General features: G+C 61.9%; 12 protein-coding genes. 8 read left to right on the top strand and 4 right to left on the bottom strand.

Annotated elements, in window-relative coordinates; genetic code table 11:
* Positions 1–219: 219 nt before the first annotated feature.
* From CLV41_RS02975 to CLV41_RS02990, 4 genes are read right to left on the bottom strand one after another with little or no spacing between them, the layout of a single operon-like run.
* Entirely contained in the window at positions 220–1,779 is a 1,560-nt protein-coding gene (locus CLV41_RS02975; protein ID WP_103220768.1) for an ABC transporter permease, read from the bottom strand.
* Positions 1,776–2,624, bottom strand: coding sequence for an ABC transporter ATP-binding protein (locus CLV41_RS02980; RefSeq protein ID WP_103220769.1), 849 nt, complete (start codon positions 2,622–2,624; stop codon positions 1,776–1,778). The genes CLV41_RS02975 and CLV41_RS02980 overlap by 4 nt, the downstream gene beginning before the upstream one ends.
* Positions 2,625–2,630: 6 nt before the next feature.
* Positions 2,631–3,617, bottom strand: a complete 987-nt coding sequence (locus CLV41_RS02985; protein ID WP_103221496.1) for an ABC transporter substrate-binding protein — start codon at positions 3,615–3,617, stop codon at positions 2,631–2,633.
* 33 nt (positions 3,618–3,650) lie between these two features.
* Entirely contained in the window at positions 3,651–4,391 is a 741-nt protein-coding gene (locus tag CLV41_RS02990) for a 5-formyltetrahydrofolate cyclo-ligase (RefSeq protein WP_103221497.1), read from the bottom strand.
* 140 nt (positions 4,392–4,531) lie between these two features.
* On the opposite strand from CLV41_RS02990, the gene CLV41_RS02995 reads away from it, so the two are divergent.
* From CLV41_RS02995 to amt, 8 genes are all read left to right on the top strand, one after another.
* On the top strand, positions 4,532–5,383 hold the full coding sequence (locus CLV41_RS02995; RefSeq protein WP_103220770.1) for a MurR/RpiR family transcriptional regulator: 852 nt from the start codon (positions 4,532–4,534) through the stop codon (positions 5,381–5,383).
* A 485-nt stretch (positions 5,384–5,868) separates the two neighbouring features.
* Positions 5,869–7,239 carry an ABC transporter substrate-binding protein gene (locus CLV41_RS03000; RefSeq protein ID WP_103220771.1) on the top strand — a complete coding sequence of 457 codons (1,371 nt, stop codon included), beginning with the start codon at positions 5,869–5,871 and terminating at the stop codon, positions 7,237–7,239.
* A 91-nt stretch (positions 7,240–7,330) separates the two neighbouring features.
* On the top strand, positions 7,331–8,635 hold the full coding sequence (locus tag CLV41_RS03005; protein WP_103220772.1) for a carbohydrate ABC transporter permease: 1,305 nt from the start codon (positions 7,331–7,333) through the stop codon (positions 8,633–8,635).
* Positions 8,632–9,477, top strand: a complete 846-nt coding sequence (locus CLV41_RS03010) for a carbohydrate ABC transporter permease (RefSeq protein ID WP_408013432.1) — start codon at positions 8,632–8,634, stop codon at positions 9,475–9,477. The genes CLV41_RS03005 and CLV41_RS03010 overlap by 4 nt, the downstream gene beginning before the upstream one ends.
* A complete protein-coding gene (locus tag CLV41_RS03015; RefSeq protein WP_103220774.1) occupies positions 9,477–10,535 on the top strand; it encodes an ABC transporter ATP-binding protein in 1,059 nt (352 codons plus the stop codon). Before CLV41_RS03010 ends, CLV41_RS03015 begins: the two co-directional genes overlap by 1 nt.
* A 10-nt stretch (positions 10,536–10,545) precedes the next feature.
* Positions 10,546–12,051 carry a glycerophosphodiester phosphodiesterase gene (locus CLV41_RS03020; RefSeq protein WP_170107099.1) on the top strand — a complete coding sequence of 502 codons (1,506 nt, stop codon included), beginning with the start codon at positions 10,546–10,548 and terminating at the stop codon, positions 12,049–12,051.
* On the top strand, positions 12,029–13,048 hold the full coding sequence (locus tag CLV41_RS03025) for a LacI family DNA-binding transcriptional regulator (RefSeq protein ID WP_170107100.1): 1,020 nt from the start codon (positions 12,029–12,031) through the stop codon (positions 13,046–13,048). The genes CLV41_RS03020 and CLV41_RS03025 overlap by 23 nt, the downstream gene beginning before the upstream one ends.
* Positions 13,049–13,515: 467 nt before the next feature.
* Positions 13,516–15,942, top strand: coding sequence for an ammonium transporter (amt, locus tag CLV41_RS03030; RefSeq protein ID WP_103220777.1), 2,427 nt, complete (start codon positions 13,516–13,518; stop codon positions 15,940–15,942).
* Positions 15,943–15,948: the final 6 nt, after the last annotated feature.

The following is a 15,948-nucleotide window of genomic DNA, read 5'->3' on the forward strand; positions in this document are numbered from 1 at the left end:
GACGCAAACCGGTGACATTCGCCTGCCTGGCGTAAAAGCGGGAATGCCGACAGCCCGGGAAACCGGTTTTGCGCGATAGCGGAAGTCATATGGGAGGCAGCCGGGTCACGCCAGTTCGTCCGATTACGTACCGGGAACCATGCTGGCCGAAATACACAAGCGACAAACGGCGATGCGCCTGTCAGGCGAGGGAAGGTTCATCGGCGGCACTGCGCCCCATCACTTGCTCCGCCTGTCGGAGCGACCGACCCATTCCAGCACCGGAGTCAGCTGGTAGAGCAGCACGGACAGGAGAATGGAGACCACCGCGACGGCCCAGATCATGCCGTAGTCGAGATAGCCGCGCGACTGGTTGAGAAGATTGCCGAGGCCTTTTCCGGTGGCCAGCCACTCCGCGATCATGACGCCCAGCAGGGCCTTGGGCAGGGCGAGGCGCGCGGCGACGAACAGCCACTGCCGGCTGGCGGGAATTGCGATCAGCCGCAGCTTGCGGAGTGTGGAAGCGCCATAGGCATCGACAAGATCGAACGCGGCCTTGGGGATCATGGCAAAGCCCTGCGCCAGAACGACGAAGGCTGCGAAGAACGTGACGGAAATGGTGATCACCAGCGTCACCGTTATTCCCCGCCCGAAGATCAGCACCGCCAGCGGCGTCAGCGCCACCAGCGGCATGGTCTGCGTCACCAGCGCGAAAGGCAGAAGCGCCCGCATCAGAAGAGGCGCGGCGAAGGAAAGCAGCGCCAGGGCGAAGGCAAAGCCGAGCCCCAGCAGCATGCCTGCAATGGTGATCGGCACGGTTTCGGCAAGTGCCGCCAGCAGGCGCGTCTGCGCGGAAGATGCGGTCTTGCCGGTGATGAGATAGTCGATCACGCCCATCGGCGTCTTGGCGATGATCGGGGAAAGATCCGCCCACAACAGCATTGCCTGCCAGATCAGCAGCGGCATCAGGATCGCGGCGGCCAGCAGCAGCGCGCGGCGGACGGGCGCCTCGCTTGCCGTGTCCGGTTCCGGGCCCGCGATGCCGATGTTCACCGCGCGGTTGAGCGACGTCGTGCGCGCGGCAAGGGTCGCGGACAGGGCATAGCCAAGTCCGGCGATTGCAGTGGCGGTGAGACCGATCCCCCAGAGACGGTCCGGTTCCGCGCGTCCGAGCGAGCCGAGCAGAAAGGTGCCGAGGCCCCATCGGGCGCCGGAGCCGAATTCCGCCAGGACGGCCCCGAGCACCGCGGCCGGCGCCGCCACCTGAAACCCGCTCAGGATGGCGGGCAGGGCCGCCCGCAGACGCAACAGCCAGAGTGTCCTCAGCGGACCGCCGCCATAGGCACGGATGAGATCCACCGCGCGCGGATCGGCCGACCGCAAACCGGCCATGGCGGCGGTCATCGTCGGGAAATAGACTAGCAGGGCGGCGAGGGTGATCCGCGCCGTTTCGCCGTCGAGCGCGATCACCAGTACCGGCGCGATGGCAATCGGTGGCACGGTGAAGGCGGCGATGTTGACGCCCCGGAAAATCCGCTCCGTCACCGGCCACAGACAAAAGGAGACGGCAGCGGTGAGCGCCACGGTGTTGCCGATGAGGAAGCCGAGTGAGGCGGTGTAAAGCGTGGCGCCGACATGCGGCCAGTATTCGCGCCATTCCGCCGCCAGCCGCAGGAGGATTGCCGAGAGGGGCGGCAGCGTGCCGTCGGCAACCAGTTTCAACTGTCCGGCAAACTCCCAGGCAGCCAGCAGCAGGAGGATCAGAACGCCCGTGGCGATATGATCTCCGAGCCGGGTCATGCCGTTGTCCCGGTCTTTGCCGGGGCGGTTACAGATGAAGTCTCCAGGGCAGCGGTTTCGGCGGCGGCGCTGGCGGCCGAGGTTTCGGGATCCAGCAGGGCGGCGATCCTGTCGCACACGTGGTGAAACGCGGGGTCGCGCAGCAGTTCCGCACCGCGCGGACGGGAGAAGGAAACCGGAATGTCGGCAAGCACCCGCGCCGGCCGGGGCGACAGCACGATGACACGGTCGGCCAGATAGACCGCCTCGTCGATGCCATGGGTTATCAGCAGCGTTGTCGGCCGTTTCGCCGACCAGATACGCTGCAGTTCGAGATTCATCTGCCGCCTGAGGATCAGGTCGAGAGCCCCGAACGGCTCGTCCATCAGCAGCACCCGGGGCTCCGTCGCCAGCGACCGGGCGATGGCGACGCGCTGGCGCATGCCGCCGGACAGTTCGCCCGGGCGGGCCTTCTCGAACCCCTTGAGCCCGACCAGCTCGATCAGGCCGTTTATCTTCGCCGCGTCCGGGCGCTTGCGCCCGAGCACTTCGAACGGCAGGCGGATATTGCTTTCAACGCTGCGCCATGGGAGCAGGGCCGCATCCTGGAATGCGACCCCGACCGCCCCGGAACGGCAGATCGACCGTGGGCTGTCGCCGCCGATCCGCAGCGATCCGGAATCCTCGCTCTCCAGCGCCAGCGCCAGCCGGAGCAGCGTGGACTTGCCACATCCGGACGGTCCCAGCAGCGCGGTGAAGGACCCGGCCGGACAGTCGAGCGAGAGATTGTCGATGACGGGCAGAGCCTTGCCCTTGATTGAAAACGCCTTGGAGACGTTCGTGAACTGAAGGGGAAGGCCCTGCATTTCCGGTCAGCCTTTGATCTCTTCCAGGAGGCTCGTGTCGAACATGTCGGGCGTTGCCTTGATGCCGATCCGGCCAAGGGTCTCGATATTGGCGGCGATCCCCTCCGCGTCCATTGTAAAGATCCCGCCGGAATGTTCCATCAGCGGCTTCTGGGCGCCATTGAAGAAGACTTCGTTTTCGATGGTGCGGCCGGTTCCGGCAAACCAGGTGGAGGCGAATTTCGGCGGATAGGAGGCGGTGTCGGCGAAGTTGGCATTCCAGCCCGCGCGGCTCGCCTTCAGCCAGGCGACCAGTTCGGCGCGCTTGGTCTTCAGCACCTCTTCGGTCACCACGACCGTGTCGTTATAGGTCTTGTAGCCGAAATCGTAGAGCAGGAAGCTGACGGCTTTTTCGCCGGACTGTTCGATCGTGAAGGGCACGTTGGTGGTGAAGTCGAGCGAGGCGTCGATTTCGCCCTTGATCAGCGGTGTCGGATCGTAGGCGTAGGGAACGATATTGACCTCCGAGCGGTCGATGCCGTTGATCGCCAGCAGCGCCTCGACCGAGATGACATTGACCGGCGGCACCGCAAGCGTCTTGCCCTTGAGTTCCTCCGGCGAATTGATCGGCGTCTTGGCGAGCGAAACGATGCCGATCGGATTCTTCTGATATTGCGCGCCGATGATCTTGAACGGTGCGCCCTGATCGACAATCGTCTTGATGGTCGTGTCCGGCGTGGTCAGCGCCAGGTCCGCCTTGCCGGCGATGATCGAACTTTCCGGGATCACGTCCGGACCGCCGGACAGATAGGTCAGGTCCAGGCCTTCATTCTTATAGAACCCGTCGTCGATGGCGGCGAAGTAGCCGGCGAATTCCGCGTCGTTGATCCAGGCAGCCTGCATGGTCAGCGGAGTGGCGGCGAGGGCGCGCGAGACGAAGCCCGGCATGGCGCCGGCGGCTGCGCCGGTGCCCATGAGTTGCAGGAAACGGCGGCGGTTGGTCATAAGCGGCATCAAATGCATCCTTTCATATCCGGGAAGGCGGTTTCAGGCGTCAAGGCCCCGTAACTTGCGGAGTTCCTGAAGGGGGGGCGTCTGGGCGATCTGTTCGGGTTCGAGCAGATCCCAATGAATGCCGCGGGGACGTGTGCCGCGGTTTTCGATGCTGTGGAAACGCTCGGGCGTGGCGATATGATCGACCAGAATGTCCGTCGGGCTGGGGAAGAGCTTGTCCTCGACCACCTGAATGTCATGCACGATCGCGGTCACCGGAGACCTGTCGTCGACAATGCCGAGTTCCGTGAACATGCCCCATTCCATGTCGAAAAAGCCGTGGCCCTTTCCAAAGCGCACGCCATCCAGCGAAACGGCCGAGGCGCCGGTGACCAGAAAGTCGAACCGGCCGCGCTCGGCGATTTCGGCAAGGGTGATCGGACGGCCGAAATGCTCCAGCCCGTCCAGCCAGGCGGCGAACAGTTCCTGACCCTTCGGCACCATGTCCGGTTCCAGAAGCCAGAAGCCGCGATAGATCCCGTAGGTCGACACGACCATGGACTTGCCCGCCTCGAGCATGCGGCGGCGCAGATCGACGAGGCAATTGTCGGGAGTGATGAACGCATACGAGCCGGTCTGGAAAAACGGCTGTTCCACGATCCGGTCCGTCGCCTTGTCCGAGCCGATAAAGTCGGGGATCACTTCCGCGAAATTCTTGTGAAATCTGGAGTCCGGCAAGGCTACCGCATCGAGCTTCGACCAGATTTTTTCACGGACGATCTTGGTTTTTGTCACGTTAGGGTCCATTTGTTTCGTAATTGACATTTTCTGAAACAAGAGTTTCATAGACATTCTCACTTGTCACGTGTTTTTTCAAAACGGCCGTGAGAGTCCTGAATCGCACGGCGATTCTGCGAAAAGGGCGAAGGGTAGGAATGGGAACTCGACTGGCGCTGCGGATCCAGGAACGCTACGAGGAGCTGACCCCCTCGGAGCAGAAGCTCGCCCAGTTTCTGCTCGACCGGCCGGACGAGATCCTTGCCTCATCCGCCACCGAGCTCGCCAGGTTCACCGGCGTCTCCAAGGCGACCGCCGCCCGCCTGTTCCGCAATCTCGGCTACAATGATTTCAACGATGTGCGCCTGCAGGCGCGCGAGGAACGCAACCGCACCGGCCCGGTCCAGCAGATCCCCATGCCGCAGGCGGCGGTCGACGAGGTGGTCACCGTGCCGACGCATCTGCAGGTCGAAAGCGCCAACCTGACGCGCACCTTCGAGGAACTGCGGCCGGATGTCCTCAATGCGGCCGCCGAACAGATCGGCGGCGCCGGGCGGGTCTGGGTCGCGGGTCTGGGCATCGAGAACGGCATCGCCCGCTATCTGCGCATCCTGCTGACCCGCGTGCGTCCGGGCGTCCACATGATTTCCGAAAACGCGGCGACCTGGCCGGAGGAGCTGGCCTCCACCGGGCCCAACGACGCCCTGATCATCATCGCCGTGCGGCCGTGGACCAAGCAGATCGCGACCGTTCTGACCTTCGCCCGCACCACGCGGCTGAAGACCATCGTCATCACCGATCCCACCAACACAGGCAAGGCGCGGCGCAAGGAGGCGACGGTGCTCAACTGCCATGTCTCCACGCCCTGGAGCGAACTGACCCAGACCAGCGTCCTGTCCATGGCGCAGCTTCTTGCGGCGACAGTCGCCAACCGTATCGGCGGCCGTGCCAAGGCCCGCCGCGACCTCATCGCCGATCTCGCCGAGGAAATTGAATCGGGAGACATCTGAGCGCGGAGGGAGGGATTTCCCGGCGGTGTGCCCTTCGGAGACTGTCGATCAGGTTTGCAGGAGCAACACACCCACCGCGTCACCCCGGTCAAGCGCAGCGCAGAGCCGGGGCCCACTCGTAGTGCAACTTGTTGAAGCAGGGCAAATTTTACCAGCTGAGGGTCTGCAAGGTCGCCGGCTCTCTGGAAACGAGTAGACACCGGTATTTGAGGCAACTTCCGGATCAAACGTGATCGTTCTGCCTGAAAGAAGGGAGATCGCGAAAAAACGCTATATCTGAAACTCTATCGCTTCACCGTACACCAGCGGCTAAGACTTGCCCGATCGCGCCCTCGGCAGCCGAAATTTAGATTTCCCGTCCTCTTGTCATATCCCCGTAATCTGCCCGCTTTAAAACCGCCTTTGCACACGTGTGCAAAAAGTATCTATACTGCGCTTGGCGCCTCCGGGAGGGACGCCGCGCAACAGACAGCAGGCGAGATCAGATGACAACTCTAGTTTCAAAACTGCGCCAGTCCACAGCGGCTGCCGTTCTGGCCGTCACCGCGGCATCCTTTGCCGGTGACGCCTTCGCGAAAGACCTGACCATCACCGTTTGGGCCGGCGGTTCCAACGACAGCGACGTTTACCGTCTCGACGCAATCGAGATGGCGGCCGACATGCTGACGCGCGAATACGCGATCAACGGCGAAGAGCTGAACATCACGGTTGAAAAGAAACGCGACTTTGCCGACTGGGCCGCCTTCAAGCAGGCCGTGACCCTGGCCGCCGAAGCGGGCGACGCACCGAACATCGTCGTCACCAGCCACCTGGACATCGCTCCGTGGAGCCAGGCCGGCCTCATCGTTCCGGTCGAGGACTATGTCGACATGGACGCCTGGCCGCTGAACAACATCTATGAAAACCTGATCGAGATCACGTCCTATAACGGCGTTGTCTACGGCCTGCCGCAGGATGCGGAAAGCCGTCCGTTCTTCTTCTGGAAGGACACCATGAAAAAGCTCGGCTACTCGGACGCGGAAATCGACGCTCTGCCGGCCAAGGTCGAATCCGGCGAATACACGCTTGCCAACGTTCTGGAAGACGCCAAGAAGGCTGTCGACATGGAACTGGTGGAAGAAGGCTACGGCTTCTACCCGCGCGTTTCCAACGGCCCGGACTATGCCCAGTTCTACCAGTCCTTCGGCGGCGAGATGCTCGACAAGGAAACCGGCAAACTGCTGCTGGACAAGCAGGCCATGACCGATTTCTACCAGTTCTTCGTGGACGCCGTTGAGGCAAAGGTCACCCGCAAGAACCACATCGGCACCGAGTGGGACCAGTGGTACGCGGAAGTGGCCAGCGGCAAGGCGGCCATGTGGCACGGCGGCACATGGCACTATGCCCGCTACACCGGCAAGGAAGGCCTCGACGATTTCTTCGGCAACATCCAGTTCACGCTGATCCCGGCCGGCAATGAAAACGGCCGCGCCAACACCATCACCCATCCGCTGGCCTATCTCCTGACCGCGCAGGACAACGAGGACGATGTCGAAATCGCAGCGCAGCTGATCAAGATCGCTTCCGAGCCGCGCATCAACACGCTGCACGCGATCAAGTCCGCTCACCTTGGCATCGCGAAGGAACAGTCCAACATCGAACTCTATGCCAACGACCGCTGGGCGGCGGAAGCCACCGAGCGTCTGCTCGGCCAGGCAAATGCGCAGCCGAACCACACCGGTTACGGCCAGTTCTCCCAGATCATGTTCAAGGGTCTGGAAACGGCCTGGACCGGCACAAGGACCCCGGCCGAGGCCGTGGCCGAAGTCGAAGCCGAAATGAAGGCGACCCTGGGCGACGAAGTAATCGTTCGCTGATCCCGGTCCTGATCCAAGGATTGATTTAAGTACCGCAAACCGGGCGGCGGCGTCATGCGCTCCGCCGCCCGGGACCTTCAGGAGTTACCTTATGCGGCGCGCACATCTGCTGGGCCTCGGCTTTCTTTCGCCGGCCCTCGCGATCATTCTTATGCTTTTTCTGATCCCGGTCCTTCTGACCGTGATGTTCTCTTTCACAAACATGAGCACGGCGACCGGGATTTCCGGCGGCGCCTATGAAATCAACGCGGCTTCGCTGAGAAAACTGAGCGACGCGGGTGCTCAGGAGAGCTTTGTCGAAACACTCGGCAAGGAAGCCTTCGTTGTTGACGACGCCGGTATCACCGCGGCGGCCGCCGCCTATGGCGAACAATTCGCCAACGAGGTCGGTTCGCAGATGCTCGGCGAGCGGTTTGACAGCCGCCGCGATCTGGAGCGGGCCTTCCGCAAGTTGAAGTCCCGGCCAAGATCGACACGGGACATCAAGAAGGCCGCCGACCTTTTCAAGCGCTCCGTCCTCAACGTGCGTTTCGAGACGGCCGGCGGACTTCTGGACGCGGTCACGGGCAACGGCATCGAGATGACGCCGGATCAGCAGGAACTGCTGACAAAAACAATCTATACCGGCTGGACCTGGACCTCCGACAATTTCGCGCTGATGGCTCAGATCCCCTATGTCTGGCGGGTTGCGGGCAACACCTTGATGTATGTGGTCCTGACACTCGCGGCCTCCGTCGGTCTCGGTCTGTTTCTGGCGATCACCACCTTTTACCTGCCGTCCGGGACGGCGACCACGTTCCGGGCGATCTGGTTTTTTCCGCGAATCCTGCCCAACGTGATCTTCGTGCTGATGTGGAAGTGGCTTGCCTGGGACACGGGCTTCCTCTCCTCTCTGCTCGGCAATTTCGGCGTTCCACCCAGAAACTGGATGCTGGATACCGGGGCCAATGCCTGGGTGTTCATCGTGCTGATAAACGGCATCGTCGGAGCTTCGCTCGGCATGATCCTGTTCGGCAGCGCGATCAAGTCCATCCCGCAATCGATGCTCCATGCCAGCGAGGTGGACGGCGCGTCACGCTGGCAGCAGATCCGCTACATCATTCTGCCGCAGCTGCGCTGGCCGATCATGTTCATATGCGCCTATTCGACGCTCTCGCTGCTGACGAGTTTCGAATACATCCTGCTCTCCACCGACGGCGGACCGGGCGGGGCGACGGAAGTCTGGTCCCTCATGGCCTTTCACACAGCGCTCGACAATTACGCGGGCAATCTTCAATACGGCCTGGGTGCCGCCATGGCGCTGATGCTGGTGATCGTCGGCATTCTGGCATCGCTCGTCTATCTGCGCATATTCAACTTCAACGACCTCGTGGCCAAGCCACGGATCGAACAGTGAGGAGGGCCGCCATGACGTCCTCGAATTTCCGCTCCTGGCCCCTGTTCCTGGTTCTGGGCGTGATCTCGATGCCGCTGGTGATAATGTATGTGTACCTGTTCGTCGACACGGTCACGGATACCACGGCCGGGTCGCTGATCCCGGACCGGTTCACGCTCCATCACTGGCGCTTTTTATGGGAAGAGCCGGAAACCGGCCGCGTCAGCATCTGGACGGTGACGCTCAACACCTTCATCTTCGCCATCTGCACGACGCTTATAAACGTTTCGGCCTCCGTCACCGCCGGCTACGCGCTGTCGCGCCTCAACATGCCGTTCAAGCGTTTCTTTCTGGGCGGTATTCTGACGCTGCACGCCTTTCCCACGATCACCCTGATCATCTCGATCTTCCTGATCCTGCAGATGATCGGCCTCTACAACACGCTGATCGGCGTCATTCTGGTGAAGACCGCGCTGGAACTGCCGTTCGGCATCTGGATCATGAAGGGGTTTTTCGACAACGTGCCGTGGGAAATCGAGATGGCCGGGCTGCAGGACGGCGCCAGCCGGTTCACCGTGTGGTGGAAACTGGTGCTGCCGCAGGTTCAGCCCGGTGTCGCGGCACTTGCCGTGTTCGTGTTTCTATCCGCCTGGAGCGAGTTCATTCTTCCCCAGGTGCTTGCCCCGAGCGGCAGCGCGCAGGTGCTGTCCACCTATCTCTCGAACCTGATCTTCGATGACATCAAACCGGACTTCAACATGTTCAAGTCGGTCGGCGTCTTCTACGCGCTGCCGGTGATCGTCGTCTATCTGATCTTCAACAAGCAACTCATGAACATCTATGGCGGAGGCACGAAGGGCTGATGCGAATTTCAATCGAAAACTTCACCAAATCCTTCGGCGACACCACTGTCATCGAGGACATGTCGCTGGAAATCGGGGACGGCGAAATGCTCGCCCTGCTGGGGCCGTCCGGCTGCGGCAAGTCGACGACGCTGTTCGCCATTTGCGGCATTCACCGGATGAACGCCGGCCGCCTGCTGTTCGGCGATGCCGACGTTACGGAAGTCTCCTCGCAGAAACGCAATGTCGGGGTGGTGTTCCAGAACTACGCCCTCTACCCGCACATGAACGTCTACGAGAACATCGCCTTCCCGCTGAAGGTGCGCAAGGAAAGCAGGGCCGAGGTCGACCGGAAAGTGCAGGAGATCGCCGACCTGGTCCATATCGGCGAATTGCTTCAGCGGCGCCCGGTGCAGCTCTCGGGCGGCCAGCAGCAGCGGGTCGCCCTGGCCAGGGCGCTGATCCGCAAGCCCGATATTCTCCTGCTGGACGAACCGCTGGCGAATCTCGACGCCAAGCTGCGTCTGGAAATGCGCTCCGAAATCCGGCGTATCCAGCTCGCCACAGGAATCACCGCCGTTCTGGTGACCCATGACCAGGTGGAGGCCATGTCCATGTGCGACCGGATCGCCATCATGGACAAGGGACGGATCGTGCAGCTGTCCACGCCGAAGGACATGTACGAAAATCCGTCCTCCGCTTTTGTCGCCGGGTTCCTCGGCAATCCGCCGATCGCCTTTCTGGAGGGGACCGTGGCCGATGGCGGTTTCAGGCTGGCGAATTCGCGCGTCACCCTGCCGGTGCCCTCCGGCATTGAATTGCCGGGCGATGGCGCACCCATTCGCTTTGGCGTCCGGCCCGAATTCTTCCAGCCGGGCAACCCGCTCAAGGTCTCCGGCAAGGTCAGCTTCGTCGAAATCCAGGGCCGGGAGGAGCTCTACGACGTGACGCTGGAAAACGGCGCCGTGTTACGCTCCATTCAGGCCCAGAGCGCCGGCTTCAGACTGGGAGAGGATGTCTCCTGGGGGATCGCCCAGGACAAGGTCCTGGCCTTCGGTCCGGACGGCAACCGGCTCTGACGGAGGCATCATGACGCAGTTTGGCCCTGACAGGACCTGGATCCACGACACGCACCGCCCACCGCTGGCAATCGCCCATCGCGGCGCGAGCGCCTATGCGTTCGACAACACGATGCGCGCCTTTGAAGTGGCGCGGGAACTCGGCGCCGACATGTGGGAGGTCGATGTCCGGCTGACAGCGGATGGTGTTCCGGTGGCCTTTCACGATGCCGACCTGAAGGCCGCCTGCGGCAGGGACCTGCGTTTGAGCGATGTGACCGCCGCCGTCCTGGCGGATCTGACGGCGGCCGCCGGCCGATCCGCGCCGCTGTTTGCGGATATCGCCGCCCTCGCGGCGCGGGCGGGGGCCGGCATCTATCTGGACGCCAAGGAGGGGGAAGCCGCCTCGCGCGCCGTCGATATCCTGCTGGACAACCGCATCGCGCGGGCGATCGTCGGCGCCAACACTCCCGACTACTGCGCCGAGTTGCTCGCCGCCGGCTGCCCTTACCCGGTCTCCATCCTCGTCGGGCTCGGCGGGGACCCGTTCGAGATCGCCGACCGGTGCGGCGCGCAGATCGTCCATCCCTGCTGGGAGCGGGCGGGTGACCGTCCGGACGCGTTGCTGGACGATGCCTTTTTCGCGAAGGCCCGCGAACGCGGCCTGCCGGTGGTCACCTGGCACGAGGAGCGTACCGATGTCGTCGAGGCGCTGGTGAAGATGCCCGTTCTGGGCATCTGCTCGGACCAGCCGGAAATGGTCGCCCGGTATAAATCCGCAGGCCTGCGGCGCCCGGAAATCGTCTGTCATCGCGGCGCCTGCGGGATCGCTCCTGAAAACACCAAAAGCGCGGCGCGGGCAGCCTGGGCCGCGGGCTTCGACAGTGTCGAGATCGATGTCCGCGAAACCTCCGACGGCGAGCTGGTGGTTCATCACGATCCGCTGCTGGAGCGCACGACCTCCGGCGCGGGTGAACTTGCGGAAAAAACACTTGCCGAAATTGCTGCCCTCGACGCGGGAAGCTGGTTCGATCCGTTTTTCAACGATGAGCCGGTGCCGCTGCTTGCCGAGATCGTCGACATGGCCTTCGGGGCGGGCGGCAAGCTCTATGTCGAACTCAAGCAGGCCGATCCTGTCAGGACCGTGCAGGCGGTGCTGAAACGGATGGCGCCCGAGGATGTGTTTTTCTGGTCGGCCAATGTCGACTGGCTGCACCTGATCCGCGAGACCTTTCCTCAGGCCATGCTGATGGCCCGGCCGGAGGATTTCGATAGCCTGGATACCTGCCTTGCCGCTTTTGAAGCCGATATCATCGAATTCAACCGGCGCAATGCGAACGCGGCCGGTTTCGAAACGGTCCGCAGGGCCGGGAGGAAGGTTATGGTTGCCTATATGGGGAGCGACACCGCCGAGATGGAGCGGTTGCTGGGGCTTCAACCCGATCTTGTCAATGTGAATGAACCTTTTCAGGTGGCGCGTTTGCTGGCCGGAAAAGAAGATAACGGAAGTATGGATGTCAGACGCATCAGGGCCTAGGAAACAGATAAATTCCTTCGATGTCGCCCGGTTGGCCGGTGTGTCGCGCTCGGCCGTTTCGCGAACCTTTACCGATGGCGCCAGTGTTTCGAAGGAGACCCGCGACAAGGTGATGGAGGCGGCCCGCCGGCTCGGCTACCGGGTCAATGTCCTGGCAAGATCGTTGCACAAGCAGAAATCGGATCTCGTCGGTGTGGTTGCCGCCGATCTGGACAATCCGTTTCGCGCCGAACAGATCGACCTCCTGACGCAAGGTCTGCTGGAACTCGGTTTCCGCCCCATCCTGCTCAGGGGCGAACCGTCCGCCGACGTTGCGGACCTGATCGGCTCCCTGCTGCAATACAGCGTCGCCGGTGTCATCGTCACATCCGACACGCCTCCTGAGGAAATCTGCCAGGAATGCCTTCAGAACGGGGTCCCGCTGGTGGTGGTCAACAAGCGCGATCCGGGTGCGCCGGTCGACAGGGTGGTGACCGATTTCGAGGCCGGCGGCCGGATGGCACTGGAGCATCTTCTGGACTGCGGCTGCACAAGACTTGCCGTCGTCACGCCCGAACGGTCCTCCTATTCGATCAACGGCCGGGCGCTCGCCTTCGAACAGGCGGCGAACGCCAAAGGCGTTTCCGTCATCCGGATTGCCTGGGGGACCCAGTCCTATGAAGGCGGACTGGCCGCGGCCGGCTTCGTGCACCGCGTGCGCAGCGAAATCGACGGCATTTTCTGCACCGCCGACTATCTCGCCCTTGGCGTTCTCGATGGTCTGCGCCATGTGCACGGCCTGAAGGTGCCGAGGGACATTCAGGTGATCGGCTACGACGATATCCCGCAGGCGTCCTGGAAGGCCTACGACCTGACCACCGTGGCCCAGAGCCGCCGGGACCTGTGCGAAGCGACGCTGGACCTTCTGATTCAGCGCCTGGAAGAGCCCGAGACGCCGCCGCAGATCCGCACCTGCGGCGTGACGCTGGTCCAGCGCGGAACGACGCTGGGCTCGTGACCCCGCGGTGTGAATGATTCGCAGCACCCGGTTTCCCGGCGGTCGTCTGCATCGTGTGTGTGCGAGCCTGCATTCGCGGGAAGTCTCCGAAAAAACGAAAGTTTTTTTCGCGTCCGCAAAATGGAAATCCGGCGGGAAGCAAAAGAAATTATAAGTGAGCGAGATGAAATTAATAGGTTAGAAAGAGTGACCCCTCAATCAACCGCTTGTAATTATAGAAAATAATATGATTAACAATTTTTATATAGTTATAAATACGCAATATTGATTTTAGGAAGTATTCGTAAAAATGTCTATATCAATATCTTTTACGACATTTTTGGAAAATATCAGTAATTTACAATGTTAACACAAGAAAAAATCATAATCATAATAATCTAGAAAACGGAGTTACTTTTCGAGTTTACCTCCAGTTAAGCCGTTGCGTGGAACTTGGGTGCGACTACTTCGGTAACCGGAGGCTTCACATGCGTTTCGTGGCATTGGCTATTCTGACTATATGGGCATTCAGCTCCGGCGCGCTTGCGGCGGAGCCATCTGTCGAGGATCAGTTGCGGCAACTGAGATCGATGATCGAAAGCCAGCAGGCGAATGCCGATCACATGTGGACGATGACGGCGGCGGCTCTGGTACTGCTGATGCAGATCGGATTCCTTTTCCTGGAAGCCGGTATGGTTCGCTCCAAGAACTCCATCAACGTCGCACAGAAAAACGTGACCGACTTCGTTCTCTCGGTCTGCCTGTTCTACCTGGCCGGTTTTTCAATCATGTTCGGCTCCTCCATCGCGGGATTTCTCGGCGCACCCGGGCAACTGGCTGCTCTTGAGACCGCATCGGACTGGACATACACCTTCTTTGTCTTCCAGGCGGTTTTTGTCGGCACGGCGGCGACGATCGTTTCCGGCGCCGTCGCGGAACGGATGAAATTTTCCGGCTATCTGGTCATGTCGGGGGCCCTCGCCGTTTTCATCTATCCCGTTTTCGGTCATTGGGCCTGGGGCAATCTTCTGCTTTCGGACAATACCGCATGGCTGGCCGACGCGGGCTTCATCGATTTTGCCGGATCCACAGTCGTTCATTCCGTGGGCGGCTGGATCGGTCTGGCCGGTATCGTTGTTCTGGGTCCGCGTCTCGGCCGGTTCGATGAAAACGGTCAGGCGCGCACCATACACGGACATTCCATGGTCCTGTCGGCAGCCGGAGCGCTGATCCTTCTGGTCGGCTGGATCGGTTTCAACGGCGGTTCGACGACAGCCGGTACACCGGACTTCGCCCATATCATCGCCAATACGCTGGTTGCCGCGGCGGTCGGCGGCGTGGTGGGGCTGATTGCGGGCAGGTTCTATGACGGCTTGTTCCTGCCGGTGCGCTCGCTCAACGGCATGCTCGGCGCGCTTGTGGGGATCACCGCGGGCTGCGACGCGGTCAACCTGCATGGCGCGATGATGATCGGCGCCTTTTGCGGCGTGCTGGTGATCGTATCGGAAGAAATCCTGCTGCGCGTCTTCAGACTGGACGATGTGGTTGGCGCGGTTTCCGTCCACGGTGTGTGCGGCGCGATCGGAACCCTGCTGGTTGCCCTGTTCGCGGTGGAAGAAAAACTGGCCGCGGCCAACCGGTTCGAACAGTTCATCGTGCAATTGGAGGGAGTGGCTGTCGGATTTGCCTGGGCCTTCGCCCTGAGCTTCGTCGTGTTCAAGCTGATCGACATGCTGATCGGCCTGAGGGTGACACCGGAAGAGGAGATCAGCGGCCTGAACGCCTCCGAGCACGGCGCGACGCTGGGAACCGGCGCACTTCAGGAGGCCCTTTACCGCATCACCCATCTCGACAAGGACCTCACCCGGCGCCTGGACGACTCGGGAGGAGACGAAGCGGCCGAACTTGCCCAGGTGATCAATCCGTTTCTCGACGAAATTCACAAGCTCGTCGCGGGTCTGTCCGGCCAGGCGAGATCCGTCGCGGCGACCTCGAGTTCCCTGGAACAGCTGTCGGGCCACTTCTTCAGCGGATCCGAGCGGGTGACGTCCGGCTCGTCGGAGCTGTCCGAACAGGCGACTGCCTTGTCGGCCGATTCCGGCAACGCGGCCGACATAACCGGGCGGATCCTGTCCGACTCGCAAAAAGTGGCCGATGCCTCCCGGGCAATGGCCGATGAAATGCAGGAAGTGTCCGGCATCATCGGAGAGCTGGTGCATTCCGTCGGCCAGGTGGCCGGTTCGGCGAACGAAGCCTCCGACGTTACCGAGAAGGCGAACACGCTGGCGGCCAGCGCGAAGGAAACCATGCAGGCGCTTGCCGTGTCCTCCCGCCAGATCGAGGATATCGTCGGACTTATCGACGGTATCGCCGATCAGACCAACCTCCTGGCGTTGAACGCGACCATTGAAGCGGCCCGCGCCGGCGAGGCCGGCAGGGGGTTCGCGATCGTCGCGGGGGAAGTCAAGGCGCTCGCCGAACAGACCCAGAAGGCGACCGAGGAAATCCGTCAGAGAGTGGTGAGAATGCTGGCCGATTCAGACAAGGCGAATATCGGCATCGACGAGGTCATAGACATCATCCGCCTGGTCAACGAGACGATGGGCGGCATCGCGGCGGCCGCCGGCCAGCAGAATGCCGATGCGACGCGCGCCGCGCAGCGAACCTCCGACGTGTCGGACCAGGCCAGCGGTCTCATGGAGAGCCTCACCGGCATTAATGGCGATATCGGTCAGATCGCGGAGTTCACCGGCAAGGTCGCCTCCTCCGCCCGCAATTCCACGGACCAGGCACAGCAGCTTCGCTCCGAGGCGCAGAAAAACATGGACGGCGTGTCGTCGATGAAAACCGCCGTTGGCGATCTCGGCACTGTCGCCGGCGCACTCAAGACGGCCGTCAGCACCTACCGGTCCTGACGGCAA

The organism is Roseibium marinum (assembly GCF_002906165.1).
GTDB classification, from domain to species: domain Bacteria; phylum Pseudomonadota; class Alphaproteobacteria; order Rhizobiales; family Stappiaceae; genus Roseibium; species Roseibium marinum.